This is a genomic window from Scandinavium sp. (assembly GCF_032012665.1).
In the GTDB taxonomy this organism is placed as follows: domain Bacteria; phylum Pseudomonadota; class Gammaproteobacteria; order Enterobacterales; family Enterobacteriaceae; genus Scandinavium.
In genome coordinates this window covers 94,910-114,135 of record NZ_DALZVG010000007.1, presented here as the reverse complement: position 1 = coordinate 114,135, position 19,226 = coordinate 94,910, and the positions used below count along the sequence as shown (strand labels likewise).

General features: G+C 55.9%; 16 protein-coding genes. 12 read left to right on the top strand and 4 right to left on the bottom strand.

What is annotated here, in order from left to right:
* Window positions 1-14 precede the first annotated feature (14 nt).
* The 3 genes from RTU33_RS08600 to RTU33_RS08590 are packed head-to-tail and all read left to right on the top strand — an operon-like array spanning window position 15 to window position 4,101.
* Window positions 15-1,019 carry a protease modulator HflC gene (locus RTU33_RS08600; RefSeq protein WP_312626668.1) on the top strand — a complete coding sequence of 335 codons (1,005 nt, stop codon included), beginning with the start codon at window positions 15-17 and terminating at the stop codon, window positions 1,017-1,019.
* Complete coding sequence (locus RTU33_RS08595; protein ID WP_312626667.1) at window positions 1,016-2,191, top strand: protease modulator HflK; 1,176 nt, start codon at window positions 1,016-1,018, stop codon at window positions 2,189-2,191. Before RTU33_RS08600 ends, RTU33_RS08595 begins: the two co-directional genes overlap by 4 nt.
* A complete protein-coding gene (locus tag RTU33_RS08590; protein ID WP_409438236.1) occupies window positions 2,188-4,101 on the top strand; it encodes a heavy metal translocating P-type ATPase in 1,914 nt (637 codons plus the stop codon). The genes RTU33_RS08595 and RTU33_RS08590 overlap by 4 nt, the downstream gene beginning before the upstream one ends.
* Before the next feature lie 43 nt (window positions 4,102-4,144).
* On the opposite strand, the gene yajD is transcribed toward RTU33_RS08590, so the two are convergent.
* Entirely contained in the window at window positions 4,145-4,492 is a 348-nt protein-coding gene (gene yajD / locus RTU33_RS08585) for an HNH nuclease YajD (protein ID WP_312626666.1), read from the bottom strand.
* A gap of 261 nt (window positions 4,493-4,753) precedes the next feature.
* Between yajD and sapA the strand changes: the two genes are divergently transcribed.
* Genes sapA through sapF form a run of 5 tightly spaced genes read left to right on the top strand, consistent with a single transcriptional unit; the run spans window position 4,754 to window position 10,042 of the window.
* On the top strand, window positions 4,754-6,403 hold the full coding sequence (sapA, locus tag RTU33_RS08580; protein WP_312626772.1) for an ABC transporter substrate-binding protein SapA: 1,650 nt from the start codon (window positions 4,754-4,756) through the stop codon (window positions 6,401-6,403).
* A complete protein-coding gene (gene sapB / locus RTU33_RS08575; RefSeq protein ID WP_312626665.1) occupies window positions 6,400-7,365 on the top strand; it encodes a putrescine export ABC transporter permease SapB in 966 nt (321 codons plus the stop codon). Before sapA ends, sapB begins: the two co-directional genes overlap by 4 nt.
* Complete coding sequence (sapC, locus tag RTU33_RS08570) at window positions 7,352-8,242, top strand: putrescine export ABC transporter permease SapC (protein ID WP_312626664.1); 891 nt, start codon at window positions 7,352-7,354, stop codon at window positions 8,240-8,242. The genes sapB and sapC overlap by 14 nt, the downstream gene beginning before the upstream one ends.
* On the top strand, window positions 8,242-9,234 hold the full coding sequence (sapD, locus tag RTU33_RS08565) for a putrescine export ABC transporter ATP-binding protein SapD (RefSeq protein WP_312626663.1): 993 nt from the start codon (window positions 8,242-8,244) through the stop codon (window positions 9,232-9,234). Before sapC ends, sapD begins: the two co-directional genes overlap by 1 nt.
* 1 nt (window position 9,235) lies before the next feature.
* Window positions 9,236-10,042 (top strand): putrescine export ABC transporter ATP-binding protein SapF, encoded by an 807-nt coding sequence (sapF, locus tag RTU33_RS08560; RefSeq protein ID WP_312626662.1) that lies wholly within the window; start codon window positions 9,236-9,238, stop codon window positions 10,040-10,042.
* 44 nt (window positions 10,043-10,086) lie between these two features.
* Here sapF and RTU33_RS08555 read toward each other — a convergent pair whose 3' ends face one another.
* Together RTU33_RS08555 and RTU33_RS08550 are read right to left on the bottom strand one after the other, a co-directional pair.
* Window positions 10,087-10,566 (bottom strand): type VI secretion system tube protein Hcp, encoded by a 480-nt coding sequence (locus RTU33_RS08555; RefSeq protein ID WP_312626660.1) that lies wholly within the window; start codon window positions 10,564-10,566, stop codon window positions 10,087-10,089.
* A 440-nt stretch (window positions 10,567-11,006) separates the two neighbouring features.
* A complete protein-coding gene (locus RTU33_RS08550; RefSeq protein ID WP_312626658.1) occupies window positions 11,007-11,699 on the bottom strand; it encodes a hypothetical protein in 693 nt (230 codons plus the stop codon).
* A 732-nt stretch (window positions 11,700-12,431) separates the two neighbouring features.
* Between RTU33_RS08550 and fabI the strand changes: the two genes are divergently transcribed.
* The 4 genes from fabI (at window position 12,432) to pdeR (ending at window position 18,785) form a co-directional block, all read left to right on the top strand.
* The gene (gene fabI, locus RTU33_RS08545) at window positions 12,432-13,220 is read left to right on the top strand and encodes an enoyl-ACP reductase FabI (protein ID WP_097161073.1); all 789 of its coding nucleotides are present in this window, start codon (window positions 12,432-12,434) and stop codon (window positions 13,218-13,220) included.
* Between the two features lie 144 nt (window positions 13,221-13,364).
* Entirely contained in the window at window positions 13,365-14,480 is a 1,116-nt protein-coding gene (locus tag RTU33_RS08540; RefSeq protein ID WP_312626654.1) for a CMD domain-containing protein, read from the top strand.
* A gap of 81 nt (window positions 14,481-14,561) precedes the next feature.
* Window positions 14,562-16,499, top strand: a complete 1,938-nt coding sequence (locus RTU33_RS08535) for an exoribonuclease II (RefSeq protein ID WP_312626653.1) — start codon at window positions 14,562-14,564, stop codon at window positions 16,497-16,499.
* A gap of 291 nt (window positions 16,500-16,790) precedes the next feature.
* On the top strand, window positions 16,791-18,785 hold the full coding sequence (pdeR, locus tag RTU33_RS08530) for a cyclic di-GMP phosphodiesterase (protein ID WP_312626652.1): 1,995 nt from the start codon (window positions 16,791-16,793) through the stop codon (window positions 18,783-18,785).
* Between the two features lie 45 nt (window positions 18,786-18,830).
* Here the strand turns inward: pdeR and RTU33_RS08525 are convergent, their stop codons facing one another.
* Window positions 18,831-19,145 (bottom strand): hypothetical protein, encoded by a 315-nt coding sequence (locus tag RTU33_RS08525; protein ID WP_312626651.1) that lies wholly within the window; start codon window positions 19,143-19,145, stop codon window positions 18,831-18,833.
* Window positions 19,146-19,226: the final 81 nt, after the last annotated feature.

Here is a 19,226-nt window from a genome sequence, read left to right as displayed (position 1 = left end):
AAGGTTCGCTGAGAATGAAAATCCGTACTCTTTCCCCCTCTGCAGAAAACAGCAAGGTGGGTTTCAATCCTGTCGCCGCACGGAAGCACGTTTCACACTCTTCACGTCGCTGGCTGCGTTACAGCATCGCCGCCCTGCTGGTGGTACTGGCGTTGCTGACCGCATGCCTTGTTCAGGTGCACGCCGGGAGCGCCACTATCATGACCCGTTTTGGTAGCCCGGTTCGGGTTTTACTCTCCCCGGGGCTTGCCTGGCGTCTTCCGGCGCCTTTTGAAACGCCAGTCGATGTCGATTTACGCACCCGCTCAACCTCAAGTGGCTTACAGGATGTAGGAACGCGTGATGGGTTGCGGGTCATCGTTCAGGCCTGGGCTATCTGGAAGGTCAGCCCTGAACAGACTCACGTGCTGCGCTTTATTCGCGCGGTGCAGAACCAGCCAGAAGAGGCCGCACGCCAGATTCGGACCTTCATCGGCTCTTCCCTCGAGACGACAACCAGCAACTATGCGCTGTCCGAGATAGTCAATACGGACGCCAGAAAGGTAAAAATTCCGCAGTTGGAGCAGCAGATCAAAAATCAGCTAAAAGCTCAGCTTCTCAGCAGCTATGGCATTGAGCTGATTGATGTCGGCATTGAGCGACTGACGCTGCCCGCCGTTACCCTTAATGCAACGGTTGATCGAATGCGGGCAGAACGTGAAACCATCGCGACTGAACGGACGGCGGAAGGAAACCGAATGGCGGCAGAAATCCATTCCACAGCCGATAAAGAAGCCCGCATTATCGAAGCGGATGCCTCAGTAAAAGCGGCCGCCATCACGGCTCAGGCGCAACAGGACTCCGCCGCTATCTACGCCAAAGCCTATGCGCTGGACCCTCAGCTCTACAACCTGCTGCGCTCCCTCGACACGCTTAACGACGTGGTGAATAAAAGCACCCACATTGTGTTGAGTACTGATGCCGCGCCGTTCAATGCCCTGGTGCAAAAACCGGCTGACGGGCAAAAGGCGAATCCATGAAAAAGCAAGCCTCAAGCATGAGCCCGTGGGGACAGTCTTACCGGATTGCCTTTTTTAGCTTGTATGCCACCACCGTGCTGGCCGCAGTGTCGTGGATCTTTTCCAGTTTTCACCAGGTGACGCCCGATACTCAGGCCATTATTTTTCGTTTCGGCAAACCCGTAACGGTCGAAAGCTCGGGCATGCTGTTTGCCTGGCCCAAACCGGTGGATCGCGTTGAAATCATCCCGGGCCCGGCCCGTATCATGCAGCACGATGTTCTGCCGCTGCAGCGACATGAACAACTCAAGCAACTGACTGGCGATCAATACACCAGCGATGCCGGAGCCGGGGCGGGTTATTTACTGACGGGCGATTCCGGTGTCGTCCAGCTTAATATGCAGGTGTATTACCGCATCAGTTCTCCTCTCCAGTATGTGCTCCAGGAGCAGCACATTGGTCCACTGCTGGACAGGCTGGCGCAACGCGCCGCGACGCTGGTTAGCGCAGGACGCGACCTGGATACCATCCTGGTCGCCCGCCCTGAAACGCTAAAGGATGACAGTCGTGCCGCGCAGGAGCGTTCACGATTACGCAGCGATTTGCGCCAGGTGATGATGCAGGATTTGCAAGCGCTGAAAGGCAGCGATAACGATCCGGGCATAACCATCGAGCGCATCGATGTCTCTTCGTCCCTGCCGGACAACGCGGTGGACGCTTTTAATGCCGTTCTGACAGCCAGCCAGCGCGCGGAGCAAAGCGTCGCGCAGGCCCGCAATGACGCGACGATCCGTTTACAAAAAGCCCGGCAGCAGGCCGATCGGGTGATTCAGCAGGCGGAAGCTGACAACCGGGAAATGCTCGCGCACGCCGAAGTGGTGACAAAGTCCATGACCAAACTCGCTCAGGTACGCGCCACAGGTAGCGATCCCGGCATGCTGTCACGCATTTGGCGCGATCGGATTTCAACCATCTTCTCCCATGCCGGACAGGTGTTAACCGTTACGCCTGAGACTCAAAGTCGTCTCGTGCTTTCAGGGCCTGAGGATGAGGGAGCCCGTCTACCAGCATCTGGCCGCTCAGGTGAATCCGCTGGCAATACTTCAGGCGGTTCTTCTGCGTCATCTTCAGCCACGACGCCAGCATCAAGCGCCTCCACCACTCTGTCTGATGTATTTGGAGATCTGCGATGAGCCATCAATGCAGCCACGGTCATATTCATCCCAACTTTAGCCAGGCGCTTCTGACGCCCGAGGAGCAACGGCGGATGACCGTGCAACTGGCCCTGGCTATGACAACTATCGGTCTGATTTTGCTCAGTTTGCTTTGGCGGTCGCTGGCCCCTGAACAAACCGCAATTAGCGATCTGCTCGCGGGCGTTGCCTGGTTCATTGTCGCTATGCCTGTTTTTCGGGCAGGTCTGTACAGCCTTCGTCATCCGGACCTGCACGGCGTGACCGATTTATTGATTGTACTGGCAATGCTTGGCGCGTGGGCTTTGGGAGACTTGATCACCGCCGCCCTGCTGCCGGTGCTCATGATTTTCGGCCATATCCTTGAGGAGCGCAGCGTCATGGGAACACGTCAAGCCATTGCCGGACTGACGAAGCTGACCCGCAGCACAACGCGACGTATCTGCGAAGATGGCTCATTCGAATCGGTCGACAGCGCCATGATCCGACAAGGCGACATTGTGGAAATCCGCGCCGGGGATAATGTCCCGGCAGACGGTAAAATTTTGAGCGGCTATGCCAGCCTGGATGTGGCTTCCATCACCGGGGAGTCGGTTCCGCAGGAAGCCGGGCCAGGATCGCTTATTTTTGGCGGCGCCATCAACCTCAACGGGCTGCTGCGCATGGAGGTAATGTACACCGGCGATCGCTCCACGCTCGGAAAAGTCATCGCTCTGATGAAGGATGCCGAACAGGCAAAACCGCCCATTACGCGCTTACTCGAACGCTATGCCTCACACTATCTGGTACTGGTGCTGTTAATCGCCGCCAGCACCTGGTTTTTTACCTACGATAGCCAGGCAATGCTGGCGGTGCTGGTTGCCGCCTGCCCCTGTGCGCTGGTCCTTTCCGCACCAGCAACGGCTATGGCGGGCATTGCGGTTGCGGCTCGCCACGGCATACTGATCCGCAACGCGGCGTTTCTTGAGGAGCTGGCAGATGTCGATGCGCTGATCGTCGATAAAACGGGCACGTTGACGCAAGGTCGACTGAAGCTGGTTGATGCAGTTCTGGCGCAGGGTTCCGACTATGACGATGTTGTACAGCTTGCGGCAACTCTGGGAGCGACCAGCAGTCACCCTGTCAGCCACGCCCTCGCTGAATATGTAAGTGCAGATAACCGTCTGCCGGTACTGGACGTGCAGGAGAAGCAGGGCTTAGGCATTGTGGCGCAAACCGAAAAAGGAACCGCTCTGCTTGGGCGAGCCGATCTGTTTACGGAGCATGGCGTCACAATGTTGCCACAGCCGGATCATCAGGGGCCGATGGTGGGTGTTGCGCACCAGGGACAGTTCCTGGGCTGGCTGCTGCTGGCCGACACGCTGCGCCCTGAAGCCCCTGAAGCGCTCCAGGCATTAAAGCAATTGGGCATTGATAAGCACCTGCTGCTTACCGGAGATCGCCTTCCGGCCGCGCAAAGCGTCGCCGGCGAACTGGGCATTCAGGAAATTGTCGCTCAGGCCCTCCCCGCCACCAAGTTGCAGGAAGTGCAAAAAGCGGTGAACGAAGGCTGGAGACCGCTGGTCGTGGGGGATGGCATCAATGATGCTTTAGCATTAAAGGCCGGGGCCGTTGGCATGGCGATGGGGGCAAACGGGGCGGATATCGCGCTGGTTTCCGCAGACGTGGTGCTGACAGGCAGCGACCTGCGACGTATCGCTTCGGCAATCAGGCTCAGTCGCAAATGCCGAAGAACCCTGATGGTGAATGTGTTCATTGGTCTTGGCTGGACCCTCGCGATCGTCACCGCAGCGGCGCTCGGCTGGCTGGGTGGCGCAGGCGCGCTGGTTGCCGCGTTGCTGCATAATTTGAGTACGCTAATGGTCCTGGGCAATACGGGGCGTCTGCTGCAGTTCGATGAAACCCGTTAATGTATTCAGCAGCCCGGTATCCCTGGGCTGCTTTTATCAAAACTCACTTCTTCTTATTGAGCATCGACTTTAAATCAGCAAACGGGTTGTAAGTCGCGGCTTCAACGTCATTCTGCGCGTCTTCCCCGGCGACGACTCGCGTGCCGTACTGATCGGCCTCCGTGTATTTCGAGTGCTCGTGATCGTGACAATACAGGCACAACAGCTCCCAGTTGCTGCCGTCTTCCGGGTTGTTGGTATGATCGTGGTCGATATGGTGCACGGTGAGTTCACGCAGGTTCGAATAAACAAACTCTCGCGAGCAGCGTCCGCAAACCCAGGGATAAATTTTGAGGGCTTTTTCGCGGTAGCCGCTTTCCAGCCGCGCATAGTTTTTAGGGATCAGAGCCATGGTAAATATTACCTGTAATAAAGAAGGTTGAGGAAAGTGCGCCCAATATATCCCACATCGGAACCGAGGGAAATTGCCGGGTGGCGCCTTCGCTTATCCCACCAACAAAACATCAGGCCCGCGTAAGCCCAATGCCGCCGGGCAAGCCTCCCCCTTACCCCCACTGAATTGACGACTTTTACAGCGGTCAGTCGCGAAGTTTGTACGACGCCGCCTTAAGTGCGATACACTTTGCAGATCGGTCTGAAATTTGAAGAAGATATGCGCCTGAAATTCTCCTCTTTACTGGCACTCCTGGGATGCCTGTGCGGCAATGCGATGGCGGTGACGCCACCTGCGCTGGCGCCAAAAGCCGACATCCGCGACAGCGGTTTTGTCTACTGCGTCAGCGGCCAGGTCAATACCTTTAACCCGCAAAAGGCAGGTAGCGGCCTGATCGTCGACACCCTTGCGGCGCAGATTTACGATCGTCTGCTCGACGTGGACCCGTATACTTACCGGCTTGTACCGGAACTGGCGGAGAGCTGGGAAGTGCTGGACAACGGCGCAACCTACCGCTTCCATTTACGCAACGGCGTGCAGTTCCAGAAAACCGCCTGGTTTACCCCCACCCGGACGCTCAACGCCGACGACGTCGTGTTCACCTTCCAGCGCATCTTTAACCGCAGCCATCCGTGGCATAACGTCAACGGGCCAAACTTCCCCTATTTCGACAGTCTGCAGTTTGCCGACAGCGTGGAGAGCGTGCGCAAGCTCGATAACCGCACCGTTGAATTTCGTCTGAAACGCCCGGACGCCTCGTTTCTCTGGCACCTGGCGACGCACTACGCCTCCGTGATGTCCGCCGAATACGCGGCGAATCTCACTAAAATCGATCGTCAGGAACAGCTCGACCGCCAGCCGGTCGGCACCGGGCCTTATCAACTGGATGAATATCGCACCGGGCAATATATCCGCTTACAGCGCCACCCGAACTTCTGGCGCGGCAAGCCGCTGATGCCGCAGGTGGTGGTTGATTTGGGCTCCGGCGGTACCGGGCGCCTGTCAAAGCTGCTGACCGGCGAATGCGACGTGCTTGCCTGGCCTGCCGCCAGCCAGCTCTCCATTCTGCGTGATGACCCACGCCTGCGCCTGACGCTGCGTCCTGGCATGAACATCGCCTATCTGGCGTTCAACACCGACAAGCCGCCGCTGAACAACCCGGCCGTTCGCCACGCGCTGGCGCTGTCGATCAACAACGAGCGCCTGATGCAGTCCATTTATTACGGCACCGCCGAAACCGCCGCGTCGATTCTGCCGCGCGCATCGTGGGCCTACGATAATGAAGCTAAAATTACCGAATATAACCCGGCGAAATCGCGCCAACAGCTGAAGGCCCTTGGGCTGGAAAACATGACCCTGCGCCTGTGGGTGCCCACTACCTCTCAGGCATGGAACCCAAGCCCGCTGAAAACCGCCGAGCTGATTCAGGCGGACATGGCGCAGGTCGGCGTCAAGGTGATCATCGTGCCGGTGGAGGGCCGTTTCCAGGAGGCGCGCCTGATGGACATGAATCACGACCTGACCCTTACCGGCTGGGCGACGGACAGTAACGATCCGGACAGCTTCTTCCGCCCGCTGCTGAGCTGCGCGGCGATCGGTTCGCAGACCAACTTTGCGCACTGGTGTAACCGTGAGTTTGACGAAGTGCTGCGAAATGCGCTCTCGTCGCAGCAGTTGGCCTCGCGCATCGACGCCTATGACGAAGCGCAGCAGATCCTCGCGAAAGAGCTGCCGGTGCTGCCGCTGGCCTCTTCGCTGCGGCTTCAGGCCTACCGCTATGACATCAAAGGTCTGGTACTGAGCCCGTTCGGCAATGCGTCGTTCGCGGGCGTGTCCCGTGAGAAAGAGGAAGAGGTGAAAAAACCATGATTATTTTTACCCTTCGCCGTCTGCTTTTACTGCTGGTGACGCTGTTCCTGCTGACCTTCGTTGGCTTCAGCCTGAGCTACTTCACGCCGCACGCACCGCTGCAGGGTGCCTCACTCTGGAACGCCTGGCTGTTCTGGTTTAAAGGCCTGCTGCACTGGGATTTCGGGGTATCGAGCATTAACGGGCAGCTGATTTCCGAACAGCTGAAAGAGGTTTTCCCGGCAACCATGGAGCTGTGCATTCTGGCCTTTGGCTTTGCGCTGTTGGTCGGCATTCCCGTCGGCATGCTGGCCGGGATCATGCGCAACAAATGGCAGGATAACGTCATCAGCGCCTTCGCCCTGCTCGGCTTCTCCATTCCGGTCTTCTGGCTGGCGCTTTTACTGACGCTGTTCTTCTCGCTGACGCTCGGCTGGCTGCCGGTCTCCGGGCGCTTCGACCTGCTGTATGAAGTGAAAAACGTCACTGGCTTTGCGTTGATCGACGCCTGGATTTCCGATTCACCGTGGCGGGATGAGATGATCGTGAGCGCCGTGCGCCACATGATTTTGCCGGTGCTGACGCTCGCCGTTGCACCAACCACCGAAGTTGTACGCCTGATGCGCCTGAGCACCATCGACGTGTACGACACCAACTATGTTAAAGCTGCGGCTACACGCGGGGTGTCGCGCCTGACGATTCTGCGCCGCCACGTGCTGCATAACGCCCTGCCGCCGGTGATCCCGCGTCTTGGGCTACAGTTTTCCACCATGCTGACGCTCGCCATGATCACCGAAATGGTGTTCAGCTGGCCGGGCCTCGGCCGCTGGATGATCAACGCCATTCGCCAGCAGGACTACGCGGCGATTTCCGCAGGCGTCATGGTCATTGGCGCGCTGGTGATCATTGTGAACGTGATTTCTGACATATTGGGTGCCATGGCTAACCCGCTGAAACATAAGGAATGGTATGCCTTACGATAGCGTCTATCTGGAGAAGCGCCCGCCCGGCGTGCTGCGCACCGTGTGGCGTAAATTCTACGGCGATACCACCGCGATGATCGGCCTGTACGGCTGCATTGGCCTGGCCGTGCTGTGCGTTTTCGGCGGCTGGTTCGCGCCTTACGGCCTCGATCAGCAGTTCCTCGGTTATCAGCTGCTGCCGCCTTCGTGGTCGCGCTACGGCGAAGTGTCGTTCTTCCTCGGCACCGACGACCTCGGCCGAGACGTGCTGAGCCGCCTGCTGAGCGGTGCGGCACCCACCGTTGGCGGCGCTTTTGTCGTCACGCTTGGCGCAACGCTGTTCGGCCTGGCGCTGGGCGCTTTTGCCGGCTCCACTCGTGGCCTGCGTTCAGCAATATTGAATCACATTCTCGACACCCTGCTCTCGATTCCGTCGCTGCTGCTGGCGATCATCGTCGTCGCCTTCTCCGGGCCGCATCTGCTGCACGCAATGTTCGCCGTCTGGCTGGCACTGCTGCCGCGCATGGTGCGCTCGGTCTACAGCATGGTGCATGACGAATTAGAGAAGGATTACGTCGTTGCCGCACGTCTGGACGGCGCCACCACGCTCAATATTCTGTGGTTCGCGGTGCTGCCAAACATCGCCGCCGGGCTGGTGACGGAGATCACCCGAGCCCTGTCGATGGCGATTCTGGACATTGCTGCACTCGGTTTTCTCGATCTCGGCGCGCAGCTTCCTTCCCCGGAATGGGGCGCGATGCTCGGCGATGCGCTGGAACTGATTTATGTGGCGCCGTGGACGGTGATGCTGCCGGGTGCCGCCATCATGATAAGCGTACTGCTGGTTAACCTGCTGGGCGACGGCATTCGCCGCGCCATCAATGCGGGGGTGCAATAATGCCGTTACTGGATATCCGTAACCTGACCATCGAATTCCGCACCAGCGAAGGCTGGGTGAAAGCCGTCGATCGCGTCAGTATGACCCTCGCAGAAGGGGAAGTTCGCGGGCTCGTCGGTGAGTCCGGCTCGGGAAAAAGCCTGATCGCCAAAGCCATTTGCGGCGTCACCAAAGACAACTGGCGAGTTACCGCCGACCGCATGCGCTTTGACGACATCGACCTGCTGCGCCTGTCGAGCCGCGAGCGACGCAGACTTGTCGGCCACAATGTGTCGATGATTTTCCAGGAGCCGCAGTCGTGTCTCGACCCGTCGGAACGCATCGGCAAACAGCTGATGCAAAACATTCCCGGCTGGACCTATAAAGGCCGCTGGTGGCAGCGCTTCGGCTGGCGCAAGCGTCGCGCTATTGAGCTGCTGCACCGCGTCGGCATTAAGGATCACAAAGATGCGATGCGCAGCTTTCCTTATGAGCTGACAGACGGCGAGTGCCAGAAGGTGATGATTGCCATCGCGCTCGCCAACCAGCCACGCCTGCTGATCGCCGATGAGCCGACCAACGCCATGGAGCCGACGACCCAGGCACAGATCTTTCGCCTGCTCGCAAGGCTCAACCAGAACAACAACACCACTATTTTGCTGATCAGCCATGACCTGCAAATGCTGAGCCAGTGGGCCGATAAAATTAACGTGATGTACTGCGGACAAACCGTGGAAAGCGCGCTGAGCGAAGACCTGGTCAGCACGCCGCATCATCCTTATACTCAGGCGCTGATTCGCGCGATGCCGGACTTTGGCCGTTCAATGCCGCATAAAAGCCGCCTGAACACCCTGCCGGGCGCGATCCCACTGCTGGAGTCGCTGCCGATTGGCTGCCGTCTGGGGCCGCGCTGCCCTTACGCCCAGCGCAAATGCATTGAACGACCGCGGCTGACCGGGGCGAAGAACCACCTGTTTGCCTGTCATTTCCCGCTGAACATGGAGAAAGAGTGACATGGTCGAGACCCTGCTCGAAGTCCGCAACCTGAGTAAAACCTTTCGCTATCGCACCGGGTTGTTCCATCGCCAGACGGTTGAGGCGGTTAAACCGCTGAGCTTCACATTACGTGAAAAGCAGACTCTGGCGATCATCGGCGAGAACGGCTCCGGAAAATCGACGCTGGCCAAAATGCTGGCGGGTATGATCGAACCCACAACCGGCGAGCTGCTGATTGACGATCATCCGCTGGCCTTTGGCGACTACTCGTTTCGCAGCCAGCGTATCCGCATGATTTTTCAGGACCCGTCGACGTCGCTCAACCCGCGTCAGCGTATCTCGCAGATTCTGGATTTTCCGCTGCGCCTGAATACCGATCTGGAGCCAGAGGAACGGCAAAAGCAGATTATTGACACGCTGCGCCTTGTCGGTCTGCTGCCCGATCATGTCAGCTACTATCCGCATATGCTCGCGCCAGGGCAAAAGCAGCGTCTTGGCCTTGCCCGTGCGCTGATTCTGCGCCCGAAGGTGATCGTCTGCGACGAGGCGCTGGCCTCGCTGGATATGTCGATGCGCTCGCAGCTGATTAACCTGATGCTGGAGCTCCAGGAAAAACAGGGCATTTCGTATATTTACGTCACGCAGCATCTGGGGATGATGAAGCACATCAGCGACCAGGTGCTGGTGATGCACCAGGGGGAAGTGGTCGAGCGCGGCAGCACCGCCGACGTGCTCTCCTCCCCGCTCCACGACCTGACCAAACGCTTAATTGCCGGGCATTTTGGCGAAGCGTTGACGGCAGACGCGTGGCGGAAGGATCGGTAAAAACTCGAGCGGCTGAATCATTCAGCCGTTTTTTTTGCGCATTTTCAGGCACAGCAGCGATCGTTCCACGAATCGCGATAGAGGATATTCCCTTCCGTGTATTTCCAGGTAATCGCTTCATAGCGGAGCTCAAGCGTTTCAAGATGCGTGCTGCTCTGGCCGCCAGGCGTCAGCAGCGGCGATACCGTTGTCAGCTTGACGTTTTCCAGTTCAATACTGAAATACTCCACCTCAATACCTGATTCCAGAATACGGTACATCCTGATAATCGCCTTTTTGAACGGACGTCCCTGACAAACAGCACGATAGAGAATCGGCGTGGTCCGGTCGAACTCTTTCACGACAACAATTGGGCAATGAACGCGCGTGCCGGTCAGTTTGCCCCACTGAGGATCGACAGGAATAGTGACGCCATGGGAGAAGGATTTTAATTCAATGGAACCGGCTCGCAGAGGCATTATACAACTGCCGACAATCGGTGATCCATTTTCATCCTCAAGCCATAAATGGGCCGGTGCGGACATAGTGATTCCTTATTGATGAGCGTTAAGGGTAAATGTTATTTGTTCACTTCTTGAATTTTCTGTAATCGAGCCAGATGCTAACCGCCAAGGTGAGCAGGAAAACAAGACCTACATTCCACATTGGTCCATGTGGAATGAAATGCTCCTGAACCAACATGAATATAATGGCTGGAATGACAAGATACATTTCCTGCCAAATGTGCAGCAATGGCGAGAACAAAAACTTTAAGATGCACTTTATTATTTTAATTTTCATTTAGTGTACTTTGGCACAATAATTATTGCCAGCAAAGCAACGATACCTATCAGCCAAAGTGGAGCATTTGGAAAAAAACACACCTGAAGCAAAGCATAGACGATAATTAAAAATGATGGAGCATACATCCAGACCAATGACCAACCGAGTGAGCACAATACCCATTTAATAAATCTCAGCATAATTACCGGACCATTCTGCGAATGATATCTACAATTTCTGAATCAGAGGCCCATTGCCCCTGAGTGGCTCCTGCATTCTGAAGTACCGGTTCAATGACAAAATACATCATTTCCAGTTCATGCCTGTATAAGGCTGAGTAATAGGCTGGAAACTGGATATGTAATCTATGGGCGCTATCGGCCGCTTTCTGAAGTACGCTGTAAAGCGTAGAGAAAAAAATGGCAGTGCCAACCCTTTTACCTTGGAGGACGCTGAGTTGCATGCTGAGATTTAATCCTCCCTTGACTAAAATGGCAGTGGCGAGAGCAAAACCTGCGTTCGTAAGAGAACTGGAAGCAATATGCACGTTTACCGCCATCAGTCCTTGCTTGATATGCTCTAACTGTTCGTTTGTTCTGTGCCTGAAGACTTCATCAAAATAGATCCTGAGCATCTCACCAACAATATCTTCGCGGCGCAGCAATCGGACGACCCCATTAAAGAAACGAGCATCCTCCCACCCCTGCTTCTTGCAAACATCATTATATTCCTCGGTAAAGCAGGAGATATAATTCAGGGCACGGGTTGCCCCCAACCCTGCGCTTTTTACCTGTTCCACTACTTCTTTTCTGACGGCTGAAACGGCGCGATCGAGTTTTTTGGCAAGAATGTTATTCGCCTGGAGATAGCTGATAATGGCGCTATTCTGATGCATTACGGGTTCCTGTTATTCATTCTCTTACAGTTTCAAAACGGAAATGATTAAAACCGTCAATAAAAACAAATATCAGCAAAACAGACAGCACGTCAAACAATAAATACAGCATCGTTAATAGAACAAATAAAACAACCCCGTACTAAAGAAGACATTTCCTGAACGCTTTATTTATATCGCCATTGCTTTTTATTGATTCTGAATATGTAATAAGCCCGCCATACTTGCATTTAATAATGTGAGACCGCTTCCGGGAATAGCGCTTGTCGTAATAACGCTGACCCCTTATTCTTTTTCTCGCATCTGCAAAATCAGATGCCGGGATTGAGTTTCTGGAAACCTTAAGTGACGACACGCTGGCGCGTCTGCGCCATTTTTGTGTCGTGCGTACGGCTACGCTACAATGGCGGGCCGGACGGGGGCACCGCAAGGTGCGTTAGTTTCACTAAGGCCAGTAAGGTCAGCATCGTCCGGTTCCCTCCCCCGTGAGATTGGCCTCTCCAGTGGCGGTGAGGTTGGATCAGTCCTCTTCACGACTCCTGATATAATAGAAAGGTATCGTTTTTCTTCGTTTTGCCGCCCTGCCTGCCGGGCGCAATGTAAAAATCACGTGACAATTCAGGCGTGTAGTGAGCTATAATTTCGGCCTGCTGTCTCTCTGTTCTGGCTTTGATAACAGTAACTTACTGAATACAAAGCCAAAAACAAGCAATAACATAAGGATTAAAAGCTATGGGTTTTCTTTCCGGTAAGCGCATTCTGGTGACTGGCGTTGCCAGCAAACTCTCCATCGCCTACGGTATCGCACAGGCTATGCATCGCGAAGGCGCTGAGCTCGCCTTCACCTATCAGAACGAAAAACTGAAAGGCCGCGTTGAAGAGTTCGCTGCACAGCTGGGTTCCAGCATTGTTCTGGAATGCGATGTTGCGCAGGACGAAAGCATCGATAGCCTGTTCACTGAACTGGGCAAAGTGTGGCCGAAATTTGACGGTTTCGTTCACTCCATCGGCTTCGCGCCGGGCGACCAGCTGGACGGTGACTACGTAAATGCCGTCACCCGTGAAGGCTTCAAAATCGCACACGACATTAGCTCCTACAGCTTCGTTGCGATGGCAAAAGCCTGCCGCGAAATGCTGAACCCGGGTTCTGCGCTGCTGACCCTGTCCTACCTGGGTGCAGAACGTGCCATCCCTAACTACAACGTAATGGGCCTGGCTAAAGCCTCTCTGGAAGCAAACGTGCGCTACATGGCGAACGCGATGGGTCCTGAAGGCGTGCGCGTTAACGGTATCTCCGCAGGTCCAATCCGTACGCTGGCGGCCTCCGGCATTAAAGACTTCCGTAAGATGCTGGCACACTGCGAAGCGGTTACCCCGATTCGTCGCACCGTCACTATCGAAGACGTGGGCAACAGCGCAGCATTCCTGTGCTCTGACCTGTCTGCCGGTATTTCCGGTGAAGTTGTTCACGTTGACGGTGGCTTCAGCATCGCCGCAATGAACGAACTGGAACTGAAATAAGTTCTTCTTCCGCCCTGCTTTCGCGGGGCGGATTTCCCGCCGTTATTCCACTCCGTTATTTGTTATCACGCTTCAATATTTTTACCTGCCCACGCCTTACGTCAGGATAGCGTTCTATCGATACGACATCCCGAAGGACATTCCATGGAGCAAAGCCGCGCTCACGGCAAAAGCCATTGGTATCATGAAACGCAAGCAAGAAATCAGGCAGCCGACGTGCTTCCCCTGGTTCCGGAAGCGGCCCACGTTGCAGACCGCTTTTTGCTGGATCTGACTCTTCCTCCCTTTTCTGCCCAAACGCGACGCTGGCTTGAACTTTCGCGGCAAATTTCGGCACATCTTTTTCCGGATGCCGTTGACGTCAATCGCCTGAATACCTTTAGCGCCTATGAACGCCTGAGTACCGCGCTCACCGTGGCGCAGGTTTTTGGCGTCCAGCGCTTATGTAATCACTACGCGGCACGTCTCGCGCCGCTGCCCGGCCCGGACTCCTCACGCGAAAGCAATCACCGGCTGGCGCAGATTACGCAGTATGCGCGCCAGCTGGCCGCTTCGCCGTCGATTATCTGCACTCAGTCACGCCTGCAGCTTGATGCCGTTGGGCTGACGGCGCCTGATATTGTGCTGATAACCCAGATTGTTGGATTTATCGGCTATCAGGCACGTGTGGTAGCCGCCGGGCAGGCGTTAATGGGATTACCGGTGCGCTGGCTCCCCGGCATGCCGATGCAGGACGATGCCCCTGCCAGCTGCTTTGACTCGCCAAAGGGGAGCTGGCGGCCGGGACTGGCCTGCCGTGAAGCCACGGAAGCTCATCAACTATCAGACGAACTCCCACAAGCGCTTACCGCCCTGCTCGCATGGGACGAATCGCTGCGTGACATGCAGGCCGAACTGATACCGTCGCTGGAGGTTGATCAAACGCTTGCAACGCTTGTGGCACTGCTTAACGCGCGTGTTAACGGCAGCGTCAGCTGTTTTCAGCTCAACGCTGCCGACGAACTGCTGAAAGCCGCCACGCTGACGGGAGAACGGGCATTAAAACTGTGGCTACCGGATAATCACCTCGCCCACGCCGTCATTCAGGCCGTGCTGCTGATAATACGGGCGCCAGACCGCTTCAGCGCCGCACAGTTTTCTCCCCTCACCGGGCATGGGCTTTCCGTCGAGCAGGCCTTTGCGCTGCTGGCATGGAGCGGCGTTTGCGGGTGGATAAACCGCCTGAAAATCGGTCTTGGCGAGGTGCTGGCGGATGCGTAAAAGCCTTAAAGTTCGCTTGCTGCGAATGGCATATTCGCGTAAAACTGTCAGCCGCTCTTTTGGCCACGAAAATACATTATTATGTTTCAGGACAATCCGCTGCTTGCGCAGCTAAAACAGCAACTTCATTCCCAGACCCCTCGCGCTGAAGGGGTGGTGAAAGGCACGGAAAAAGGCTTTGGTTTTCTCGAGGTCGATGCTCAGAAAAGCTATTTCATTCCGCCTCCGCAGATGAAAAAAGTGATGCATGGCGATCGTATTATCGCCACCATCCACAGCGATAAAGGCAAAGAGAGCGCTGAACCAGAAGAACTGGTTGAGCCATTTCTGACGCGTTTTGTTGGCCGGGTGCAGAAAAAAGACGATCGCCTGTCGATTGTTCCTGACCATCCGCTTCTGAAAGACGCCATCCAGTGCCGCCCGGTGCGCAGCCTGGAGCACGATTTTAAAGAGGGTGACTGGGCCGTGGCAGAAATGCGCCGTCATCCGCTGAAAGGCGACCGCAGCTTCTACGCCGAACTCACCCAGTTCATCACTTTTGGCGACGACCACTTTGTTCCGTGGTGGGTGACGCTGGCACGCCACAATCTTGAGAAAGTCGCACCGGATGGTGCTGCCACCGAAATGCAGGACGAAGGCCTTGAGCGTCGCGACCTGACTGCGCTGAACTTCGTCACCATCGACAGCGCCAGCACCGAAGATATGGACGATGCGCTGTTTGCTGAAGTCGCCGAAGACGGCAAACTGCATCTGACCGTTGCTATCGCCGACCCGACCGCGTGGATCGTCGAGGGCAGCAAGCTCGACAACGCTGCAAAAATCCGCGCGTTCACCAACTACCTGCCGGGCTTTAACATCCCGATGCTGCCTCGTGAACTCTCAGACGACCTCTGCTCGCTGCGCCCGGACGTTGTACGTCCTGTTCTGGCCTGCCGCATGATCCTCGCCGAGGACGGTGCTATTGAAGACGATATCGAATTCTTCGCCGCCACCATCGAATCAAAAGCCAAGCTGGCTTACGACGACGTTTCCGACTGGCTGGAAGGCAACGGCAGCTGGCAGCCGCAGAGCGAAGCAATCGCTGCGCAGATCAAACTTTTGGAGCGTATCTGTGCCCTGCGCGGCGAGTGGCGTCACAACCACGCTCTGGTGTTTAAAGACCGTCCGGATTATCGCTTTGTACTCGGTGAAAAAGGCGAAGTGCTGAACATCGTGGCGGAACCGCGCCGCATCGCCAACCGTATCGTTGAAGAATCGATGATTGCCGCTAATATCTGCGCTGCCCGCGTGCTGCGCGATAAGCTCGGCTTCGGCATCTATAACGTGCACACTGGCTTCGATCCGGCGAAAACCGAGCAGCTTTCTGAGCTGATGAAAACCCACGACGTGCACGTCGATCCGCAGGAAGTACTGACGCTGGAAGGTTTCTGCAAGCTGCGCCGCGAGCTCGATGCGATGCCAACGGGCTTCCTCGACAGCCGCATTCGCCGCTTCCAGTCCTTTGCAGAAATCAGCATCGAACCGGGCCCACACTTTGGCCTTGGCCTCGAGGCTTACGCCACCTGGACTTCCCCGATCCGTAAGTACGGCGACATGGTGAACCATCGTCTGCTGAAAGCGATCGTTAAAGGCGAAACGCCGGCGCGTCCGCAGGATGAGGCCACCGTCCAGATGGCCGAGCGTCGCCGCCTGAACCGCATGGCGGAACGCGACGTGGCGGACTGGTTATACGCCCGTTTCCTGAATGATAAAGCCGGGACCGACACCCGCTTCGCGGCTGAAATCATTGATATCAGCCGCGGCGGCATGCGCGTGCGCCTGGTAGACAATGGCGCAGTTGCCTTTATTCCCGCACCATTCCTGCATGCAGTTCGTGATGAGATGGTTTGCAGCCAGGAAAATGGCACCGTGCAAATCAAAGGCGAAACCGTCTATAAAGTCACCGACGTGATTGACGTGACGATCGCCGAAGTGCGCATGGAAACCCGCAGCGTCATCGCGCGTCCGTTCCAGGCGTAATACTTAAGGGCGACTAATCATTGCTTAGTCGCCCTTCTCTTTCTGCAATGCGATTCCATCCACAATTTTTTTCCTGTTTTTCCCCACATTCCATCAAAAGCGATCACAATAAAGTGGTGTATCGCAACGCAAAATAATGACCCGCCTGATCGGTGCTCTTTTTTAGCTTCCGGGAACGGATATACCATTGAGAACCACCAGGCTCCGTCGCTGGCTAAGACTTTCGTATGAGCTGGCCGGACCAATTGATTCATGATTTCAGGATGCGCTTAACCAGGTTTTGGAGAAAAGATGGCTGAGGAACTGGAGCAAAATCTGCTCTTCCGGTATCTGGGAACCACGAGTCCCTACTGGCGATTGTCAGCAGACAGCAACGCGCTGCATCTGGCTACCAGCGAGGACACCGACACAAGCCAGGTCGTCGCGCTGAGCGCCGAACAGGCGAACAACATTCGCGAGATGACGGTGATCACCTCCAGCCTGACGCTCAGCCTCAATCTGTACGGCAACGCCGTGCCGGTACATCTGGTTGGCCGTAAAATCAACAAATCACAGTGGGCAGGCAGCGCCTCCGCCTGGGATGATACCGGTTCCGTCGCCCGCGACCTGGTGCAGGGCCTCTCCTTTGCCGAACAGGTCGTTTCCGAAGCCAACTCCGTTATCGTTATCCTCGATAGCCATGGAAATATTCAGCGCTTTAACCGCCTGAGCGAAGAGTATACCGGGATGAAGGAGCAGGAAGTCATCGGCCAGAACGTGTTCAAATTGTTCATGAGCCCGGCGGAAGCGGCGGCATCGCGCCGTAACATCAGCGGTTTCTTTAAAAACGGCAGCTCCTATGAAGTGGAGCGCTGGATCAAAACCCGCAAAGGTCAGCGTTTGTTTCTGTTCCGCAATAAATTTGTGCACAGTGGCAGCGGCAAAAACGAAATTTATTTGATCTGCTCCGGTACCGACATCACCGAGGAACGCCGCGCTCAGGAACGCCTGCGCGTGCTGGCCAATACGGACACTATTACCGGACTTCCCAACCGTAACGCCATCAACGATATGATAGCCGAAGAGATTACCGGGCGGGGTGAGAATCAGGTTGGCATCGTCTATCTCGATCTCGACAACTTTAAGAAAGTGAACGATGCCTACGGGCATATGTTTGGCGATCAGCTGTTACAGTCCGTAGCCTTATCGATTTTGAGCTGCCTTGAAGAGGGTCAGACGCTGGCACGCCTCGGCGGCGATGAGTTTATCATCCTGGCAACGAACACCTCTCAGGGAAGCCTGGAGGCGATGGCTTCGCGCATTCTGACCCGACTGCGCGATCCTTTCCGCATCGGGCTGATTGAAGTCTATACCGGCTGTTCACTGGGGATCTCCCTCGCCCCGCAGCATGGTAACGATCGCGAAAGCCTGATTCGCAATGCCGATACCGCGATGTACACCGCCAAGGAAGGCGGTCGCGGTAAGTTCTGCGTGTTTTCACCCGAGATGAACCAGCGAGTGTTCGAATACCTGTGGCTCGACACCAATCTGCGCAAGGCGCTGGATAACAATCAACTGGTCATTCACTATCAGCCGAAGATCACCTGGCGCGGTGAAGTGCGCAGCCTCGAAGCGCTGGTGCGCTGGGAATCGCCCGAGCGCGGGCTTATTCCGCCAACCGAATTTATCTCTTATGCCGAAGAGTCTGGCCTGATTGTTCCGCTCGGACGTTGGGTCATGCTCGACGTGGTGCGCCAGGTTGCGCTGTGGCGTGATAAGGGCATTAATCTGCGGGTAGCGGTGAACGTTTCGGCTCGCCAGCTGGCGGATCAGACCATTTTCAGTGACCTGAAGCAGGCGTTGCGCAATCTGAATTTTGAGTACTGCCCGATTGACGTAGAGCTGACGGAAAGCTGCCTGATTGAGAATGAAGAACTTGCTCATTCGGTTATCCAGCAGTTCAGCGCGCTGGGCGCCCAGGTGCATCTTGATGACTTTGGTACGGGCTATTCATCACTGTCGCAGCTTGCCCGCTTCCCGATAGACGCCATCAAGCTCGATCAGATTTTCGTACGAGATGTGCACAAGCAATCCGTCTCGCAATCCCTGGTGCGTGCGATTGTCGCGGTGGCGCAGGCGCTTAATTTACAGGTCATTGCCGAAGGCGTTGAAAGCGCAAAAGAAGACGCCTTTCTTACCAAGAACGGCGTCAACGAACGGCAAGGTTTCTTATTTGCAAAGCCGATGCCCGCTGCCGTATTCGAGCGCTGGTTCAAACGGCGCCAGGCGCGCAAAATGGCGCGCTAATCGTAATGCAGCCTTGAGGGATAACAGGTCAATCTCAGCCAGCTTTTAGCCTACGCTTCCCTGGCCAAACTGGTGGCGATAGTCCGCCAGCAGCGCTGACGTGTTGTCGTAACCCAGAATGACGCCTGAGACAAAGCCAAGGGCGCCGCCCATGATCGTCGGCACAATCAGTCCCACCAACTGCGAAAGCGCGCCAAAGCCAAATCCGCCCGCGCCGCCATATTTGCCACCGATAGACATACCTGTCGACATCCCGTCCAGGGTATTAGAGAAAATTTGATCCATGCGCTGGAAGATCTCCGGAGTAAAAGTACCGGCACCGCTCACTTCATTCATTTCATTTAACGCTAATTCTCTCATATTTATTTCCTTATCCTGTTCGTATTGTGAATAAAAAAGAGGTACGTATGAGCCACTGTCGCTAATTTAAAGCAACAGGAT